This window comes from Flavobacterium plurextorum (assembly GCF_024638035.1).
Lineage (GTDB): Bacteria > Bacteroidota > Bacteroidia > Flavobacteriales > Flavobacteriaceae > Flavobacterium > Flavobacterium plurextorum.
The window spans coordinates 855,679-872,865 of the sequence record NZ_CP100442.1; the positions used below are offsets into that span (position 1 = coordinate 855,679).

Consider the following 17,187-nt stretch of genomic DNA (forward strand, 5'->3'; position numbering starts at 1 on the left):
AAAAAACCTGTTAGGTTTAACCCTAAATGTACGAAATTTTTAATTTATGATGTCAAAACCACAGTAAGGGCGTAAAACTTCTGGAATTACGATTCCTTCTGGTGTTTGATAATTTTCTATAATTCCTGCTAAAACTCTAGGCAAAGCCAATGAACTTCCGTTTAATGTGTGTGCCAATTGGTTTTTACCATCTTTGTCTTTAAAACGCAGTTTTAAGCGGTTTGCTTGAAAAGTTTCGAAGTTAGAAACTGAACTAATTTCTAACCAGCGATCCTGCGCTGTAGAGAACACTTCGAAATCATAGGTTAAAGCTGATGTGAAGCCCATATCACCACCGCACAAACGTAAAATTCTGTATGGTAATTTCAATTCCTGTAAAATATTCTTTACGTGCTCTACCATTCCGTCAAGCGCTTGGTATGAATTATCTGGGTGCTCAACACGAACGATTTCAACTTTATCAAATTGGTGCAAACGATTTAATCCACGTACGTGCGCTCCATATGAACCTGCTTCACGACGGAAACATGGTGTATAAGCGGTGTGTAAAACCGGCAATTCACTTTCGTTTAAAATAACGTCGCGGAATAAATTGGTAACTGGCACCTCAGCTGTTGGAATCAAATATAAATCATCAATTCCAGCATGATACATCTGTCCTTCTTTATCTGGCAATTGCCCAGTTCCGTAACCTGAAGCTTCATTTACCAAATGTGGTACTTGAACTTCGTTATATCCTGCTGCTGTATTTTTATCTAAAAAATAATTGATCAAAGCACGCTGTAAACGAGCTCCTTTTCCTTTGTAAACAGGAAAACCTGCTCCTGTAATTTTTACACCCAATTCAAAATCGATGATATCATATTTCTTAACCAATTCCCAGTGTGGTTGTGCACCTTCATGCAAAACTGGAATATCGCCTTCTTGAAAAACATTCAAATTATCATCTGGAGTTTTTCCTTCAGGAACGATATCTGCTGGAAGATTTGGAAGCGTGTATAATTTATTAGTCAGCTCAACAGCCAAAGCTTCTGCTTTTTCGCCAAGTTCTTTGCTTTTTTCTTTTAATGAAACGGTTTTTTCTTTTAAAATTGCGGCTTTAGATTTCTCTCCCGCTTTCATTAATTCGCCTATGTCTTTGGACAATTTATTAGATTCAGATAAAATATTGTCTAGCTCAACTTGCGCTGCACGACGATTTTCATCTAATTTCACCACCTCTTCAACAACGCTTTTAGCATCGATATTTCGTTTTGCTAAAGCCTTGATTACTTTCTCCTGATTTTCTCTAATAAATGCGATTTGTAACATAGCTTGTTTTTTATAACTATTGTATATTTTTTATAACGGAAGCAAATTTAAGCAAATGTTTCCTAAGATTATGACAAAGTTTTTGAGGAAAGGAATATTTCGCACATATATATGCGGTTTCCCTAAAGGTTTGTAAAGTCTTTTTAAAGTTTAATCTTTTATCATTTTAAAAGTTTGTACTGAACTGCCAACTGTAACTTTTAAAATGTAAAATCCAGAAAGTAATCCGGAAACATTTATCGTTCCGTCACTTGTTTTTCCTTTTAAAACCGACACGGATTCAAAGTTAAAAAACTCAAAATCAAAGTTTTTAGAATTCAAATTCTCAATTGTAATTGTTGTTACGGCAGGATTTGGAAAAACAAAGGGCTTGCTTTTTGCGTCTTCTTTTGGCGGCATATTATTGCAGGCGCTTTCTAAAAGCATATCCAGATCAAATTCATCATACGCCAAAGTATAATTTAGTTCTTTTGCTTTTGTGAATAAGACACAGGCTTCTTCGTACTTTTTTTGATCAAGATAAATGATTCCGAGGTTTTTCATAGCATACGAATTGTTTTTATCCATATCCAAAGCGATCTTCAAATCGGCAATTCCTTTATCCGATTCTCCAAGTTTATGATAGATTAAACCTCTAGTTGTTCTTAAATCACGTCCGCCATATCCCGTTGTTCTTTCGATAATGGCTTTTTCAGACACAAAAGCAAACATGATATTGTCCATTGCTTTTTCATACTCGCCCATGTCACTGTACAATCTGGCAAGTCCCCATCTCGCGTGGGCATGATCTGGTTTTGCGGCTATAATTTTCTCTAAATAATAACGTGCCAAATCATATGATTTTCTCTGCTGCAACAATGTTGCAAAATTATATAGAATGCGATAATCATTGGGCGCATTCTGGATTGCTTTATAATAATAGTGAAAGGCGAAACTTTCCATTTCTAGTGATCCATATATACTTGCAATACGATCGTAAAGTTTACTTCGAAAGGAAGCCGCTTTCTTTTGCGCTGAGTCTGATAAAACTAAATTCTTGTTTTTTGGATCTTTGTCAATCGCATACTCAACCCTTTTTAAATCCTCAATTGCCAGTGTTGCATTACCAAGACTGATTCTTAAAACCCCGCGATTGTAGAGATCATTAATTTTTGTTGGATTAAAATTCGTCTTTGTATTAATTTCAGTCAGCATTTTTAGTGCCTTCTTGGTAGTTTCTTCTCGATCTTTATTAAAAGGCAGTTTATGATCTACTCGACTTGTTAGTTTTCCATGCACAAAGTTCCACGTTACGAGTTTTTCACCTTGTTTGTTGAGCTGATAGCAATCTCCATCTTTTTTGCCTTCTTTATCAAAATAGAAAACTTCATTTAGTTTGCCACTCGAATAATAAGTTTTAGAACTGTCTGGTTTTTTATCGATTCCATACCAAATTTCAATAGACACCACTTGATCATCGTAAAAATAACGAGTCACATTATCCGATATTTCTTTTTGTTTTTCTTGCGCCAACAAGAAAACAGGCAATATCAGTAAAACAAGAAGTATTTTTTTTAGCATTTTTTCAGTTTCTATTTACGCGTAAAATTATAAAAATCGGCTTTGATCGTCTTTTTTAAACGAGTAGATTTCACCATTGTATCGTAACCTTTGAAATTCTTTTTTAACTTTTAAATCATTCATTTTCTGAATATCATTTTCTAAATCTTCTTCGGCAGCCGCTTCATACGAAAATATTTTTGAAACCAATAAATCATAAAATCCATTTGACTGAATGTCAGAAATACTAATACCTGTTTCCAGCGTCTCAAGTTGATAAGTCCCGCTGCCGTCTGAATCTCCATTTACAGACCTAATTGGATATTCGTATAATAACTTTTTCATTTTATTTCCGTCGAAACTCACGACAGTAAGCTTTTCCTCAGAATACACTACAACTCTGCTGTTGGAATATACGGCTGTACTAAAAGCAACTGCCTGATCTTTTTCATTCAGCTGCAATAAATTTTTCAGAATATAGGTTTTACCAACTCTTAAATCTTCATTCTCATAATAACCAAGATTAGCATCAGATTCTTCAGCCAGGATTTTCCCATCGTTGTTGTTCACGAAAACATATTTTCTTTCGTAATAATTACCTCGATCTTCATTATTTGATTTTGATTTGCTTTCTTTTCTAATAATACAAATGACGAAAAAAGTTATTTCGTCATTGAATTTAATAGAACTGACATCTTCTATTTTGACCGCTTTGTATTCGATTTTCAAGTTTTCAGCCACTTTCTTGAGCAGACTTAAATCTAATTCGTCAGAAGAAATTATGTATTCACTATTCTTAAAAATCAGTTTATCAACTGGTTTAGGTGTCTCTGCTTTCAGAGCCAGCGATGGGGTATTTTCCTCAGTAATCTCTTTCTCTTTCTTTCCGCAGGAAGATAAAAACAGAAAAATTCCACTGAGAATTAAGTAGGGTTTAATTCTCATTGTTATTGATTTTAATAATTCGGGGCTTCCAAATATAAAATATTCTGCCTACGCTTTTTTAATTAAAATCACATTTTTAAGAAAGTTCTTAATTTAACCCACTGCTTGTAATTACTTTCAACACATAAAAACATAGATTTTACAGTCTAAAAATTAATTAAGCGTTTCACTTTTTTAAAACATACCTAGCCGCACTATGCGAAAGAAATGCGCTTCTTTTTATTTCCTTTTTAGACACAAAATCTATGTTTTTTTTTTGCGGTTACACTCAACAAATTAATTTACTTATATTCTACCAGCAATTCTCTCAATTCATTTGTTTTCAGAAACACAGCAAAGCGTCCTGATAAAAGCAAAATATCTCTTTCCTGCGCTGTAATTCGCAATTTTGTTTCAACATGAGAAGCATATTCATACAACAGTAAAACTTCGCTTGCGGTCAATTCTGGAAATTTATCTTTATCGAGTGTTGCGACTATTATTTCGCCGTCTCTATCTTTTTTAAAAACACTTTCACCAAATCTAGTGACCAAATCTTCCTTAAAATTAGCAAACAGCTTAATCCAACTGCTGGAATCGTCGTTTGTTCCTTTCAATTCTGCTACTAAATCATTGTAATCTTGATCTTTCTCCATTTTCAACAAGTGATCACGAATCGTAGTAAAACCAATTATCTGATAATTCTTAACTGGAATTTTATATCTTTCAAAAGTACTTTCTACATCTTTGTCAAAAGTTATATATCGTGTTTGAACGGTATAAAGTGAAGCCGTTTCAAACAACGAAAGAAGACCAATTTTCGTGTCGTTTATATAAGGTTCCTTTTTTCCTTGACCAAGACAATCAATAAAAACGGCTTTTTTATTTTTATCATTGACTCTAGTATCGCTGTGAAGTACTTCGGCCAAAGTTTTATATCCCATATTATCTGAGGCGCCGCCATCTATAATACACAATATTTTACTTTGATCTTTAACACCAAATTTAACCTTTGGCAAAACGCCTGGAAACGCAGAGCTTGCCGTAATGCCATACGTTACAGGAAAATTATATCCGTCATTAATTTCGCTTTCGTCTAATGGCAACGCAGCTCTATTTGGCGCAAGCGATGCATTAAGTTTTAATCCTTTAATGATATGCGGCATAAACGGAATTCGTTCTCCATTATTAAAGGCAGTTCCGTTTGCAATAAACATTGGCATCAAAGGCACTGTTTTACTCTCTTTTGGAATAAAGAAATCAGACAGCAGCATTTGTTTTCCAAATTTATCTTTGTTGTCAGGATTTAGAGCATCATACTGTAAAATATCGGTATCAATGCGCTGTGTCATCGATACTCGATCTCCTTTTTCGTTCCGACTGTTGTTTAAAAGCGACAATATATTGGCCGATTTATCGACATAGTCTTTGTAAGCATCTGCTTTTGAAAAATAAAACTCGTTGAAAGAGCAGTTATCTTGATATAATTTATTTTTGAGAATCGTTAAATAATATCCTGCCGAAAAGCAGCCGCCGGAAACTGTTGAATAATAGTCGATTTCGTTTAAAAAATTGCGCTGCAGATTGTTCTCGCTAATTTCTTCAAGTCCAAGAAGAACGCCCATACTAAAAAACTGAGCTCTTGAACCGCCTCCAGAAATACTTATGCCAAGTGCAATATTAGGATTCTGAAAATTGGAATCTCTTTCCTGAACCGATTTATAATCATTTAAAGAAACTGCAGGAATAGAGCTGTAATTGATTTCAGAAAAAAGATTGATTTTGTTTTGAGAAATTGCTGCTTGAACAAAAAGAATCAGCAAAATTTGACAGTATTTATTTCTCATTTTGGGCCTTTTTAAAATCCGTAAAACACTCAAAGCGAAATTAATAAAGTTATTTCACAAAATAATAACAGGACTGCGTAAAGATTTGTTAAGTTTTCTCTGTTGGGTATAATTACTTTCAACACTTAGAAGCATAGCTTTGCAATCGAAAACTAAGCATTTCACTTTTTCTAAATATATATAGCTGTTCTATACGAAAGAAACATGTTTCTTTTTGTATCCTTTTTTTTAAATATAAATCTATGTTCCTATGTGTTAGATTATTTTTCAGACAATTACAAACCAACTGGTTAAGCAATACTTTTAGTGAGGTCTTACTCTTTTTAAACAACAGTTTTAAAAAGAGTAACTAATCACAAAACCTTTGAACCTTTGCTGCTCTGAACCTTTGAACCTAAAAGACTAAGCTCTTTTTATTTCATGCCCAACAAACTCTTCCAAAACTGCAAATATTTCATCTACAGGAAGCACTTCAAAATCAGGGTGGTTTTTTAGGAAATTGGCATTTAGTTCTACCAAGTTTTCATCTAATTCAAAATAAGTATTATTGTTCAGCAAGTCTCTTGTTGGGTTTACACCTTCGAACTTTCCTTTAAGAAATTTACCAATTTTTACGCTGCTTAATAATTTGACTCTTTTAGCTTGAGCTTGAAATAATTCCAAATGCTTTTCGGCACCAATCAAAGTCAAACCTTCTTCAATCAATTCGTTTAGTTCTTTGTTCCAACCAGAATTATAGACAAACTGCGAAAAATTACCGGCTGCATACTGCGACGCATAATAATCTAAATAATAACTCAACAAAGCATCTTCATGAATCAAATCGTCATCTACTTTTTCTTCGCGCATCAGGTTGATTACCGAAATATTAGAGTTGATAATATCCTGCGGATTTTCACTTTCCATTGCTGTTTCAGAAACTATAATTCTACCGAATTCCTCCATTTTGTTTTATTTTGAGATTATTTTAAAATAAAGACTTAAGAAATACAATGCGTTTTTAGACCGCATCAGATTCGTCATTCTTCTTCGTTTCATTCATTTTCGCAACTAAAGCTTTCAATCGTAAAGCGCGTTCTTTTTTTTCTTCTTGAAGTTTAGCCTTTTTACGATTTAGTAATTTGGTATGTAAAGCCTTGTTTTTAGTATTCTTTTCAGGTCCTTTTGCCATGATTCACATCCTTACTGTTTTGCTCTGCAAATTTCGTCGAAATAATGATATAATCAATACTATTTTTCGGCGTTTTTTGTAACGACAAGTCGAGCTGTTTATTAGCAACCCTAATTAAAACTGTATTTATTCGAACCATATTTTTTTGTAAGTTTATTACAGAATTAATAATTCACCTATCAAAATCTTGAAACTGCCAATTCTATGAGCCTACCAAAAAATCTAACCTTATTCTATGTCGCAGGAATTCTCTCTATTATTATTGGAATTATTTACGCTGTAATCCTGATAAACGGAAGTTCTGCCCCAGATGGATTAATGGGAATTTATATTTTGTTTTGGTTAATTCCTGTTTTTGCAATTGTATTGATAGATCGTTTTTTAGTTAAGAAATTTGGAAACCAAAAAGTAAATAAAGTTCAATTCTCTTTTTTGTTATTCATTGTACTTTTATGGATTATTAGAGTTATTACTAATTTGTAATTTTAATGATTATGAAGAAAACAACTTTACTGGTCATAGTCTTATTTATTTTCTTTGGATGCAAAAAAGAAGTAGAAGATGCGTTTACATTTGATAGTTTAGTTCTTTCTTCTGCGGGTTTGGACGAAGACAATTCTATTAAATTCACTAATAGTGACACCGTATTTTTTCAAAGACGATATCCAGGCCCAACTGAAAATTTCTACGCTGTAATTGCAAATGATCAAAAAATAAAATTAAAAAAACAACTTCAACGTTTAAACTTAAAAAAGTTTAAATCTGAATATACTCAAGAAAATTTATGCGATGGAGGAGCCTCTCTTATAAATATTTCAATTAACGGAAAAACAAAATCGATTTTTATTTATGGACATGTTGCTCCTGAAAAACTTTATACTTTTATTGATTCTTTGGGCACATTTAAAAAAAATCTAAAATTTCGCACAACAAAACAAGTCATTGACTTTGGAGATCTAAATGCTATTTTACCGCCACCACCACCGCCTTTAAAAACGAAAACAAAATGATACCAATCTTCTTCCCAACCCCAGAAAAATTCAGAGAATGGTTAGAAAAAAATCATGATAAAGAAACCGAACTTATAGTAGGTTTCTATAAAATGAGCACCAAAAAACCATCTATGACTTGGTCAGAATCTGTAGATCAGGCGCTTTGTTTTGGCTGGATTGACAGTGTTCGAAAATCAATTGACGAAGAAAGTTATTCGAACAGATTTACACCAAGAAAAAAATCAAGCAATTGGAGCGCCATCAACATTAAAAAAGTCGAAGAACTTACAAAGGCGGGACTTATGAGAGAAGCTGGATTAAAAGCTTTTGAACTAAGATCGGATGCAAAATCTGGAATTTACTCTTATGAAAAAGAACCCGAAATTCTAGATCCTGAATTTGAAAAACAATTTAAAGACAATAAACCAGCTTGGAACTTTTTCGAAAATCAAGCGCCATCGTACAAAAAAGTTATGATTCACTGGATTATGAGCGCCAAACAAGAAAAAACCAGACTTTCGAGATTAGAAAAAGCAATAGCAATAAGTGCTGAACAAAAGCGAATGTTGTAAAAGCTGTTGTTTTCATATTTTTTAAGCATTAACTTTATTCCGTCTAAAAAGTTTAAGCTAAAAAAGAAAAAGGAATGGAAGGAAGAAAAGCATTAGAATATTATGTTTTAGATGTATTCTCGAACGAAAGTTATAAAGGAAATCCACTTTCGGTGGTTTTTACAGACGGCAATTTAGAATTAGAAACGTATCAAAACATCTCCAAAGAATTTGGCTATTCCGAAACTTCATTTGTTTATTATTCCCCAGCGCAAAAAGCATTAAATGTGCGTTCATTTACTCCAACCGGAATCGAAATTGACGGCGCAGGACATAATTTATTGGGAGCTGTCTGCGGAGCTTTATTAAAAGGAATACCAATATTTAAAGACCAAGAAGAAAACGCTCGTTTTGTAATCATGAAGCACGCGGCAATTCCGTTAACCGTAAGTTTTGATCCTGTAAGCTTTTATCCTGTAGTACAAATGCATCAAAAATCGGCAGTTCTAAGACAGGAAATTCCAACATACAAATTAGCCGTTGCACTTGGTTTAAAAATTGAAGATTTAGACAGCAACGACTTTGTTCCCACAATCGTTAAAACCGAAGTGTCACATACTATGGTTCCTATTAAAAACAGTCAAATCCTGAACGATTGTATTCCAGATCCTAAACTATTGATCGAAATTTCGAAAGAATACCAATCTGAAGGCTTTTATTGTTTTACCATAAAAGGTCAAAATGAAGAACATATTGCTGAGACTAGATTTTTTAATCCAATAATCGGAATTTATGAAGATCCTGCAACAGGAACTGCCGCCGGCCCATTAATTGGATTTTTAACTCAAAAGAAACAAGCAAAACTCAATCACGAATACAAAATCCTGCAAGGCGTAAAATTAAATCAGCCTTCGATTATTGAAGTCATGAATCGCGAAAATGATATTTTGGTTGGCGGTTCATCGATAATTACAATGAAAGGCGTGCTTTATCTATAAACAAAAAAAGCTGCATCAATAAAATGCAGCTTTTTTTATATTCAAATTAGAAAAAATCTTAATTCATTTTCATTGGCGGTAAATCGAATGCAACAGATTCGTGTTCGAAATTATTTCTGTGCCCACCATCGCAAAATGGTTTGTTTGCAGATAATCCGCAACGGCAAAGACCAAGTGCAGATCTTCCTTGTAATCCGTAAACAGCTCCTTCTGAATCCATTATTTCAAAGTCACCTTCGATTTTGATTGATCCATTTTTATTGATGATTAATTTTGTCTTGCTCATAAACTTGTTTTTTAGTTTTTTTTCGGAAGGCAAAGATTGCGAAATAAATCTTGAAGATTTTAGTGGCAATGCTAGTTTAAACTGGTTCTATTTTAATGGTGTTTTACCACAAATATTGTCAGACCGAGCGAAGTCGAAGGCTCTCAAAGATTTTATATTTATTTACGCTGAAATAATCTCGCAAAGTTGCAGAATCGCAAAGTTTTACTTCATTTTATGTCATTTCGACGTAAGGAGAAATCTTCGCGAGAAACACCATTCCTAAAATCTCCAATCTTTGTCGAGTTACTTCCGAAGATTTCTCCTTCGTCGAAATGACAAGATTGTGTGAAACTAGCGCAGGCTTCGACTTCGCTCAGCCTGACAAAATGGTTAAAAAACTTTGCACCTCTTCGCCTTTACGAGATTAAAAAACTCAGCGAATCTCTGCGTTTTTTCTTCGTGCAACTCAGTGAAATTGCGTGCGAATCTCCACGCACTAACAAAATCTCAATTCTATTGCTTATTTTTGCACTCAATAAAATTGAGTTATGATACAAAATCCAAAGAGATATACTATTACAGCAGCGTTGCCTTATACTAATGGACCAATACATATTGGGCATTTGGCGGGGGTTTACGTGCCTGCAGATATATATTCTAGATACTTGCGTTTGCAAAATAAAGACGTTGCGTTTATCTGCGGAAGCGATGAACACGGTGTTGCAATTTCGATGAAAGCAAAAAAAGAAGGAGTTACGCCACAAGAAGTTATTGATAAATATGACGGAATCATCCGTAAATCGTTTGCAGATTTCGGAATTTCATTTGATAATTATTCCAGAACTTCTGCAAAAATACATCATGATACTGCTTCAGAATTCTTTAGAACTTTGTATGATAAAGGCGATTTTATTGAAGAAGTTACAGAGCAATTGTACGATGCAAAAGCAAATCAGTTTTTAGCAGACCGTTTTGTGGTTGGAACTTGTCCTAAATGCGACAATCCAGAAGCTTACGGCGATCAGTGCGAAAAATGCGGATCGACTTTGAACGCGACTGATTTAATCAATCCAAAATCGACAATTACTGGTGAAACTCCAATTTTAAAAGAAACAAAACACTGGTTTTTACCTTTAGACAGATATTCTGATTTCTTGACAAAATGGATTTTAGAAGGTCATAAAAATGACTGGAAACCTAACGTTTACGGACAAGTAAAATCTTGGATCGACGGCGGACTTGAACCTCGTGCGGTAACGCGTGACCTTGATTGGGGAATTGATGTTCCTGTTGAAGGTGCCGAAGGAAAAAAATTATACGTTTGGTTTGATGCGCCAATTGGTTATATTTCTTCTACAAAAGAATGGGCTGCTCGCGAAGGAAAAGATTGGGAACCATATTGGAAAGATGAAGAAACGAAATTGGTTCACTTTATCGGAAAAGACAATATCGTTTTTCACTGTATCATTTTCCCAGCGATGTTAAAAGCTGAAGGAAGCTACATTTTACCAGACAATGTTCCTGCAAATGAGTTTTTGAACCTGGAAGGAAACAAACTTTCGACTTCAAAAAACTGGGCAGTTTGGTTACATGAATATTTAGAAGAATTTCCAGATAAGCAGGATGTTTTACGTTATGCATTAACATCAAACGCGCCAGAAACAAAAGATAACGATTTTACTTGGAAAGATTTCCAAGCTAGAAATAACAACGAATTAGTCGCTATTTTTGGAAACTTCATTAATCGTGTTGTGGTTTTAACCAACAAATATTATGAAGGTGTTATTCCAACGCCAAATGAATTTAGTGAAGTTGACGAAGCTGTTTTAGCAGAATTAAAAGCGTATCCAGCTGTAATTTCAAGTTCGGTTGAGCGCTACAGATTCCGTGAAGCTTTAGGCGAATTAATGAATGTTGCTCGTTTAGGAAACAAATATCTTGCTGACGAAGAGCCGTGGAAAGTAATGAAAGACAATCCAGAGCGTGTAAAAACTCAAATGTATGTAGCACTTCAAATTGCTGCGGCGTTGAGCGTTTTGGCTGAACCATTTTTACCTTTTACAGCTGCTAAATTATCTAAAATCTTGAATTTAGGTGATCTTCAAGAACATTTTGAAGGATTTAGCAAGTTCTTGAAAGAGAAAAATCGTGATGCAAAAGATATCTTTATTGATAAAAAATTAGGTTGGAATGATATTACTGAAAATTCAGATTTGATTCCGGCTGGACACAAAATTAGCGAAGCCGAATTGCTTTTCGCAAAAATTGAAGACGAAGAAATACAAAAACAAATAGACAAATTGGAAGCAACAAAAACGGCTAATCTTGCTGAAAGCAAACAACCTGAACCTCAAAAAGATTTAATTCAGTTTGAAGATTTTGCAAAAATGGATATCCGTATCGGAACTATTCTTGAGGCTGAAAAAATGCCAAAAGCAAACAAACTTTTAGTTCTTAAAGTTGATACCGGAATTGATGTTCGTACAATTGTTTCAGGAATTGCCGAGAGTTTTACTCCAGAAGAAATCGTTGGTAAACGTGTTTCTGTTTTAGCAAACCTTGCTCCAAGAGCTTTACGCGGAGTTGAAAGTCAAGGAATGATCTTGATGACAACAAATGCCGAAGGAAAACTGGTTTTTGTAAATCCAGATGCTGATGCTCCAAATGGCGAAACGGTAAACTAAACTGATTTTACACATCTAAGCATATCGTTTGTCATTTCGAGGAACGAGAAATCTTCGCAAGTAACTCCGCAATGAGAATCCAATCTTTGTCGAGCTTCTCGCGAAGATTTCTCGTTCCTCGAAATGACAAAATTAGTAGAATTAAAAAAGAATAAAATTCTTACATTTTTCTGTTTCTTTCAAATTTATATTTGTACGTTTGTACTGACAAAATATTTGAAAGACTTTCGATAATAAACTTATTTAAAGTAACAATAAGCGAAACCCTCGTCATGGTGTTGGAGTAGGAAACTGCCCTTGATCTATTCTTTTGAATATTTTGTCACACCTAAAATGAGGGTTTCGTGCGTTAAAAATTTTCGATCATGACAGAAGAAAATCAAAAAACAACAGAAGCAGCTGTAATGACAGCAATGGCAAAATTTTTCTCAGATCTTTGGTTTGTAGATGATTTTAGAGAGCAGCCAGAATATTTGTCCGAAATTTTCGAGACTATTCTGTTAACCAAAATGGGTGAAGATCAAGATCTGAGAGTCAGAATGATCAACTCTATTAGAACCAGTAAAATACTGGCTGAAACACTCGGGTCTTTTTCTGATAAAGAAATTAACAAAGCCTGCGAGAAAATGATTAAAGCATAAAAACACAAAAAGCGTAAACTCTAAACTGATTTTACGCTTTTTAGTTTCAAAAGTATTTGCTTGTAAACTATCTTTGAAAAATAATACACGATTAAAATCACAAAATGAAACTCACCAAACCAAGATTAGCCCTAATCTGCGGTATACTCTGCATCTCGATTTTCCCGATATTGGTTAAATTACGTTTAACATCAGGATTAATTTCGGCCTTTTACCGAATGTTTTTTGCTGTTATTCTGCTTTTGCCTTATGTGCTTTTAAGCAAAAACTTTAAACTTCCGAGTTTAAAACTTACGCTTTTGGCAATGCTTTGCGGAATTTTATTTTCATCAGATGTTGCGGTTTGGAATATTGCCATTCAGGATTCGAGTGCAACACAGGCTTCATTGCTTACAAACTTATCGCCAGTTTGGGTAGGAATTGGTTCCTTTTTATTTTTAAAATCAAAACCTGCAACAAATTTCTGGATTGGAACAATTGTCTCTTTATTCGGAATGATAACTTTGGTTGGTTTTGAGTTTTTTATTGATCTTAATTTCAATCAGGCATTTCTATTTGCCGTTTTATCAGGAATCTTATATTCAATTTATCTTTTGGTTAGCAAAAATGTATTATCAAAAGTTGATGTACTTTCCTTTATGACAATCAGTTTATTTACATCGAGTATTTATTTAGGAATTCTTTGTTTTTCTTTAAACGAACCTTTTACAGGATTTTCAAATACCGGTTGGTTTGTATTAGTACTTCAAGCGGTAATTTGTCAATTGTGTGCGTGGCTTTCGATTAGTTATGCGACACAACATATGCGTGCAACAAGAGTATCGTTGAGTTTATTAAGTCAGGCTGTAATAACATCCATTTTAGCTTGGTTGTTTTTAGAAGAAAAAATAACTTTACAAATGGTTTTTGGCGGTATTATTCTACTTTTCGGAATTAGAATTACGTTTTACGACAAAACGATTTCTTTAAAAAAGTTTTTTTCTAAGTAAAGAACAGCTCACAGATTTCCACAGATTTAAAGAATCAACACAGATTATTAATTAATTTTTAAAAAAGTTCTCCCGCAGATTTGGCAGATTGAGCAGATATTTTTTTTAATCTTAATATCCCGATGGCTATCGGGAGTGGCGAAAAAAATTAGTGTAATTGCTTCGCCTGTTCGCTATCGCTCGGGTCGTGGCAAAAAAAACTGAAACTTGAAACAATTAAAAACCTGAAACAAAAAACATTATGTTACATAAAAACAAAATACCAAACTTAAAAGTAATCGCATTTGATGCCGATGATACTTTATTTGTAAACGAACCTTATTTTCAAGAAACAGAACATAAATTTTGTGCTTTGATGGAAGATTATCTTTCGCATCAAGGTATTTCGCAAGAGTTGTTTAAAATTGAAATAGAGAATCTGCCTTTGTACGGATACGGAATCAAAGGTTACATTCTTTCGATGATTGAAGCTGCGATGAACATTTCAAACAATACAATTCCGATTGAAGTTATCGAAAAGATCATTCAATATGGAAAAGAATTACTTGAAAAACCAATAGAACTTTTAGACGGAGTTGAAGAAACTTTGCAAGCGCTTCATGGAAAATACAAACTGGTTGTTGCGACAAAAGGCGATCTTAAAGATCAGCACAGTAAACTGCATCGTTCTGGTTTGGGTCATTATTTTCACCATATCGAAGTAATGTCAGACAAACAAAATATTGATTACCAAAAACTACTTGGCCGTTTAGACATTAAATCGCATGAATTTCTAATGATTGGAAATTCATTAAAATCAGATGTTCTGCCTGTTTTAGAAATTGGAGGATATGCCGTTCATATACCGTTTCATACTACTTGGGAACACGAAAAAATTAATCATAAAATAGAACATGAACATTTTAGTTCATTCGAAAACATAACTGAAGTACTTCAGAACTTACTATAATGAAAACACTTTTAGATCTAGAAAACTGGAACAGAAAAGAGCATTTTGCACACTTTAAGCAAATGGAAGAACCTTTTTTTGGTGTAACCGTAGAAATTGATTGTACAAAAGCGTATCAAACCGCAAAAGAATTAAATGTTTCTTTTTTTATTTACTATTTACACAAAACATTAGTTGCCGTAAATTCAGTAGAAAATTTTAAATATAGAATTGCCGATGATAAAATTTACATCAATGATCATATCGATGCGTCGGCAACAATTGGAAGAGAAGACGGCACGTTCGGATTTTCATTAATTGAATTCAATCCAGATTTTAATTTGTTCAAAGAAAATGCCTTGGCCGAAATTGAGCGCATTCAAAACACAACGGGTCTTTTTACAAGATCATTTGATGATGACAATTTGATTCATTTCTCGGCTATTCCGTGGATCAATTTCACATCAATTTCGCATGCCAGAAGTTACACATTTCCAGACAGCTGTCCAAAGATTTCTTTTGGAAAAATGATAACTTCTGAAACTGGAAAACGAACAATCTCAATGTCTGTACACGTTCACCATGCCTTAATGGATGGTTTACATGTAGGACAATTTATAGATCGCTTTGAAGAGGAAATAAATAAAAGATAGTTTTTCTTCAAGCTTATTTTGTTCTGCTGCTTTTAAAACGAACAAACAAAATGCGATAAAAAAACTCCAAATAAATTTAAAAGCCCTAAAAGATCTTTTTAGGGCTTTTTTTTATCTTCTTCCAAAGAGAAAGTACAATTATGAAAGATCATTTTCGTTTCGGAATAGAAAATTTATTTCATTAAATTTGGAATGATTTTTGTCTCAAAATACTCATGAAAAAAATATTCCTTTTCCTTGTTTTACTCCCTAACTCGATACTGCTAAGTCAAACAGTATTAAATAGTTTTCCTTTAAATCTAAGTAATCCGCTAGAAAATGGTCAGAGCTTAAATATAGAGGATGTAAAAACTAATGAGATATATGTATTTGCCTCAGACAATAGTAATATCAATATTTTAAAATACAATAAATCTCTATTTCTAAGAGGTCAGTTTACTGATTCGATAAAAAGTGCTCAAAATAGAATTTTGCTGGGCAGCAGTTTAAGTGAAGATGGAAATCCATCGCTGTATTGGAGTTCTCCCGATTATAAAAACTTAAGAATTATTAAGTATTACTTTGATACAAAAACTTCTAAAACTTTAACTTTTGATTTTGGTTCTTACAATTCTTATGTCATAAATCATTTTCAAAAAGACAATTCGTTTTATGTTTTAGCAAAAGAAATAAAAGAACCGCATTTACTTCTTTTTGAATTTAAAAATGGAAAATGCGAAATAAAAATGTTTGATTTTTCAGGAATTTTATTTCAAAATAAAAATGACCAGCGCTTTTCTTTCAGTACAATTCTGCAATATTTTCCAATAGAAAAAATGGAATATAATAACTTTAATCCACTGGACAAAAGTGTAAGCAAAAACAAAATGTATGTTTTAGATGACCACATTCTTCTAACTTTAGATTATAATACCAAAAAAACACAAGTTTTAGATCTTAATCTGGCAACTCAAGAAGTAACCGAGAAAAACTACGATCAGCCTTTATCTAAAAAGCCTTCTAAAACTTCAAATTCGTTTTATAACGACAACAAGTTATTTCAAATCAGCAGCAATAACGACGAATTTTTATTTGATGTAAAAGACTTGTCTACTGGCAAATCTGTTAAAACAGTTTCTATTTCAAAAAAGGATACTATAAGCTTTAAGAACTCTCCGCTGTTTATTCAAAATAACGGATACAAGCCACAGGAAATTACTACTACAGCCAAATTTCTAAAACAATTATCTGCTTTAAATTCTGGAGTTACGGTTTTTAAAAACAAAGAAAATAGTTTTATCACCTTTGGCGGATATATCGAATATCAAGTCTCGCCTACGCCGCGTTTTAATTACAGTGAAAATGATTCTTTCTTTGGATTTGAAGATTACAGTAATTATCCCGCTTATACACAAAGCCGAATGGTTTACTTTGATTCGATGCTGAATCCTAATTATGAGTTTATAAACAATCAACAAACTGAGCCTTTGGCTATTGATAATATATTTTATTTTTTAGGCAGAAGTAAAAACATTATTCTAGAGAACATCATTAAACTAAAAGACTATTCGCTTTTAGGTTATTATGACCTGGGAACAAAACAATATGTAATTCGTAAATTTACCGATGGTTTTATGCGTGAAGACTCCGGAAATCCTATTAGTAATAAAGCCGTTTTTTCGAAAAATTTCCCTGTAAATAAGCCTTAATTT

The 17,187-nt window shown here is 33.3% G+C and carries 17 protein-coding genes; 10 read left to right on the forward strand and 7 right to left on the reverse strand.

Annotated features, from left to right (window positions below):
- Window positions 1-39: 39 nt before the first annotated feature.
- The 6 genes from serS to NLG42_RS04040 all read right to left on the reverse strand — a co-directional run bounded on the left by serS (window position 40) and on the right by NLG42_RS04040 (window position 6,792).
- Window positions 40-1,311, reverse strand: a complete 1,272-nt coding sequence (gene serS, locus NLG42_RS04015; protein ID WP_089057203.1) for a serine--tRNA ligase — start codon at window positions 1,309-1,311, stop codon at window positions 40-42.
- Window positions 1,312-1,461: 150 nt separating this feature from the next.
- On the reverse strand, window positions 1,462-2,871 hold the full coding sequence (locus tag NLG42_RS04020) for a tetratricopeptide repeat protein (RefSeq protein ID WP_257683059.1): 1,410 nt from the start codon (window positions 2,869-2,871) through the stop codon (window positions 1,462-1,464).
- 27 nt (window positions 2,872-2,898) lie between these two features.
- Window positions 2,899-3,795, reverse strand: coding sequence for a hypothetical protein (locus NLG42_RS04025; RefSeq protein WP_257683060.1), 897 nt, complete (start codon window positions 3,793-3,795; stop codon window positions 2,899-2,901).
- Between the two features lie 281 nt (window positions 3,796-4,076).
- Window positions 4,077-5,621, reverse strand: coding sequence for a patatin-like phospholipase family protein (locus NLG42_RS04030; protein ID WP_257683061.1), 1,545 nt, complete (start codon window positions 5,619-5,621; stop codon window positions 4,077-4,079).
- Between the two features lie 402 nt (window positions 5,622-6,023).
- Window positions 6,024-6,566: a DMP19 family protein gene (locus NLG42_RS04035; RefSeq protein ID WP_099717933.1), complete on the reverse strand. Its 543-nt coding sequence runs from the start codon at window positions 6,564-6,566 to the stop codon at window positions 6,024-6,026.
- A gap of 55 nt (window positions 6,567-6,621) precedes the next feature.
- Window positions 6,622-6,792, reverse strand: coding sequence for a hypothetical protein (locus NLG42_RS04040; RefSeq protein WP_199170219.1), 171 nt, complete (start codon window positions 6,790-6,792; stop codon window positions 6,622-6,624).
- 204 nt (window positions 6,793-6,996) lie between these two features.
- Between NLG42_RS04040 and NLG42_RS04045 the strand changes: the two genes are divergently transcribed.
- From NLG42_RS04045 to NLG42_RS04060, 4 genes are all read left to right on the forward strand, one after another.
- Window positions 6,997-7,275 carry a hypothetical protein gene (locus NLG42_RS04045; protein WP_089057207.1) on the forward strand — a complete coding sequence of 93 codons (279 nt, stop codon included), beginning with the start codon at window positions 6,997-6,999 and terminating at the stop codon, window positions 7,273-7,275.
- A gap of 11 nt (window positions 7,276-7,286) precedes the next feature.
- Window positions 7,287-7,802 (forward strand): hypothetical protein, encoded by a 516-nt coding sequence (locus tag NLG42_RS04050; protein WP_257683062.1) that lies wholly within the window; start codon window positions 7,287-7,289, stop codon window positions 7,800-7,802.
- Window positions 7,799-8,356: a YdeI/OmpD-associated family protein gene (locus tag NLG42_RS04055; RefSeq protein WP_257683063.1), complete on the forward strand. Its 558-nt coding sequence runs from the start codon at window positions 7,799-7,801 to the stop codon at window positions 8,354-8,356. Before NLG42_RS04050 ends, NLG42_RS04055 begins: the two co-directional genes overlap by 4 nt.
- 74 nt (window positions 8,357-8,430) lie before the next feature.
- Window positions 8,431-9,333 carry a PhzF family phenazine biosynthesis protein gene (locus tag NLG42_RS04060; RefSeq protein WP_089057210.1) on the forward strand — a complete coding sequence of 301 codons (903 nt, stop codon included), beginning with the start codon at window positions 8,431-8,433 and terminating at the stop codon, window positions 9,331-9,333.
- Window positions 9,334-9,391: 58 nt separating this feature from the next.
- Here the strand turns inward: NLG42_RS04060 and NLG42_RS04065 are convergent, their stop codons facing one another.
- Window positions 9,392-9,619, reverse strand: a complete 228-nt coding sequence (locus tag NLG42_RS04065; RefSeq protein ID WP_257683064.1) for a CDGSH iron-sulfur domain-containing protein — start codon at window positions 9,617-9,619, stop codon at window positions 9,392-9,394.
- Between the two features lie 530 nt (window positions 9,620-10,149).
- On the opposite strand from NLG42_RS04065, the gene metG reads away from it, so the two are divergent.
- From metG to NLG42_RS04095, 6 genes are all read left to right on the forward strand, one after another.
- Window positions 10,150-12,285 carry a methionine--tRNA ligase gene (gene metG / locus NLG42_RS04070; RefSeq protein ID WP_257683065.1) on the forward strand — a complete coding sequence of 712 codons (2,136 nt, stop codon included), beginning with the start codon at window positions 10,150-10,152 and terminating at the stop codon, window positions 12,283-12,285.
- Between the two features lie 365 nt (window positions 12,286-12,650).
- Complete coding sequence (locus NLG42_RS04075; protein WP_257683066.1) at window positions 12,651-12,926, forward strand: hypothetical protein; 276 nt, start codon at window positions 12,651-12,653, stop codon at window positions 12,924-12,926.
- 104 nt (window positions 12,927-13,030) lie between these two features.
- Window positions 13,031-13,915, forward strand: coding sequence for a DMT family transporter (locus NLG42_RS04080; RefSeq protein ID WP_257683067.1), 885 nt, complete (start codon window positions 13,031-13,033; stop codon window positions 13,913-13,915).
- Window positions 13,916-14,156: 241 nt separating this feature from the next.
- Window positions 14,157-14,864 carry an HAD family hydrolase gene (locus NLG42_RS04085; protein WP_089058047.1) on the forward strand — a complete coding sequence of 236 codons (708 nt, stop codon included), beginning with the start codon at window positions 14,157-14,159 and terminating at the stop codon, window positions 14,862-14,864.
- Entirely contained in the window at window positions 14,864-15,496 is a 633-nt protein-coding gene (locus tag NLG42_RS04090; RefSeq protein WP_257683068.1) for a chloramphenicol acetyltransferase, read from the forward strand. Before NLG42_RS04085 ends, NLG42_RS04090 begins: the two co-directional genes overlap by 1 nt.
- Window positions 15,497-15,711: 215 nt before the next feature.
- Window positions 15,712-17,184 (forward strand): hypothetical protein, encoded by a 1,473-nt coding sequence (locus NLG42_RS04095; RefSeq protein WP_257683069.1) that lies wholly within the window; start codon window positions 15,712-15,714, stop codon window positions 17,182-17,184.
- The last annotated feature ends 3 nt before the right edge of the window (window positions 17,185-17,187 follow it).

Excerpts from the sequence above, each read along its gene's own strand:
- NLG42_RS04020 (WP_257683059.1), bottom strand. The coding sequence starts at position 2,871 with ATGCTAAAAAAAATACTTCTTGTTTTACTGATATTGCCTGTTTTCTTG.
- NLG42_RS04060 (WP_089057210.1), top strand. The coding sequence starts at position 8,431 with ATGGAAGGAAGAAAAGCATTAGAATATTATGTTTTAGATGTATTCTCG.
- NLG42_RS04035 (WP_099717933.1), bottom strand. The coding sequence starts at position 6,566 with ATGGAGGAATTCGGTAGAATTATAGTTTCTGAAACAGCAATGGAAAGT.
- NLG42_RS04025 (WP_257683060.1), bottom strand. The coding sequence starts at position 3,795 with ATGAGAATTAAACCCTACTTAATTCTCAGTGGAATTTTTCTGTTTTTA.
- NLG42_RS04080 (WP_257683067.1), top strand. The coding sequence starts at position 13,031 with ATGAAACTCACCAAACCAAGATTAGCCCTAATCTGCGGTATACTCTGC.
- NLG42_RS04030 (WP_257683061.1), bottom strand. The coding sequence starts at position 5,621 with ATGAGAAATAAATACTGTCAAATTTTGCTGATTCTTTTTGTTCAAGCA.
- NLG42_RS04075 (WP_257683066.1), top strand. The coding sequence starts at position 12,651 with ATGACAGAAGAAAATCAAAAAACAACAGAAGCAGCTGTAATGACAGCA.
- serS (WP_089057203.1), bottom strand. The coding sequence starts at position 1,311 with ATGTTACAAATCGCATTTATTAGAGAAAATCAGGAGAAAGTAATCAAG.
- NLG42_RS04055 (WP_257683063.1), top strand. The coding sequence starts at position 7,799 with ATGATACCAATCTTCTTCCCAACCCCAGAAAAATTCAGAGAATGGTTA.
- NLG42_RS04085 (WP_089058047.1), top strand. The coding sequence starts at position 14,157 with ATGTTACATAAAAACAAAATACCAAACTTAAAAGTAATCGCATTTGAT.
- NLG42_RS04040 (WP_199170219.1), bottom strand. The coding sequence starts at position 6,792 with ATGGCAAAAGGACCTGAAAAGAATACTAAAAACAAGGCTTTACATACC.
- NLG42_RS04095 (WP_257683069.1), top strand. The coding sequence starts at position 15,712 with ATGAAAAAAATATTCCTTTTCCTTGTTTTACTCCCTAACTCGATACTG.
- metG (WP_257683065.1), top strand. The coding sequence starts at position 10,150 with ATGATACAAAATCCAAAGAGATATACTATTACAGCAGCGTTGCCTTAT.
- NLG42_RS04045 (WP_089057207.1), top strand. The coding sequence starts at position 6,997 with ATGAGCCTACCAAAAAATCTAACCTTATTCTATGTCGCAGGAATTCTC.
- NLG42_RS04050 (WP_257683062.1), top strand. The coding sequence starts at position 7,287 with ATGAAGAAAACAACTTTACTGGTCATAGTCTTATTTATTTTCTTTGGA.
- NLG42_RS04090 (WP_257683068.1), top strand. The coding sequence starts at position 14,864 with ATGAAAACACTTTTAGATCTAGAAAACTGGAACAGAAAAGAGCATTTT.
- NLG42_RS04065 (WP_257683064.1), bottom strand. The coding sequence starts at position 9,619 with ATGAGCAAGACAAAATTAATCATCAATAAAAATGGATCAATCAAAATC.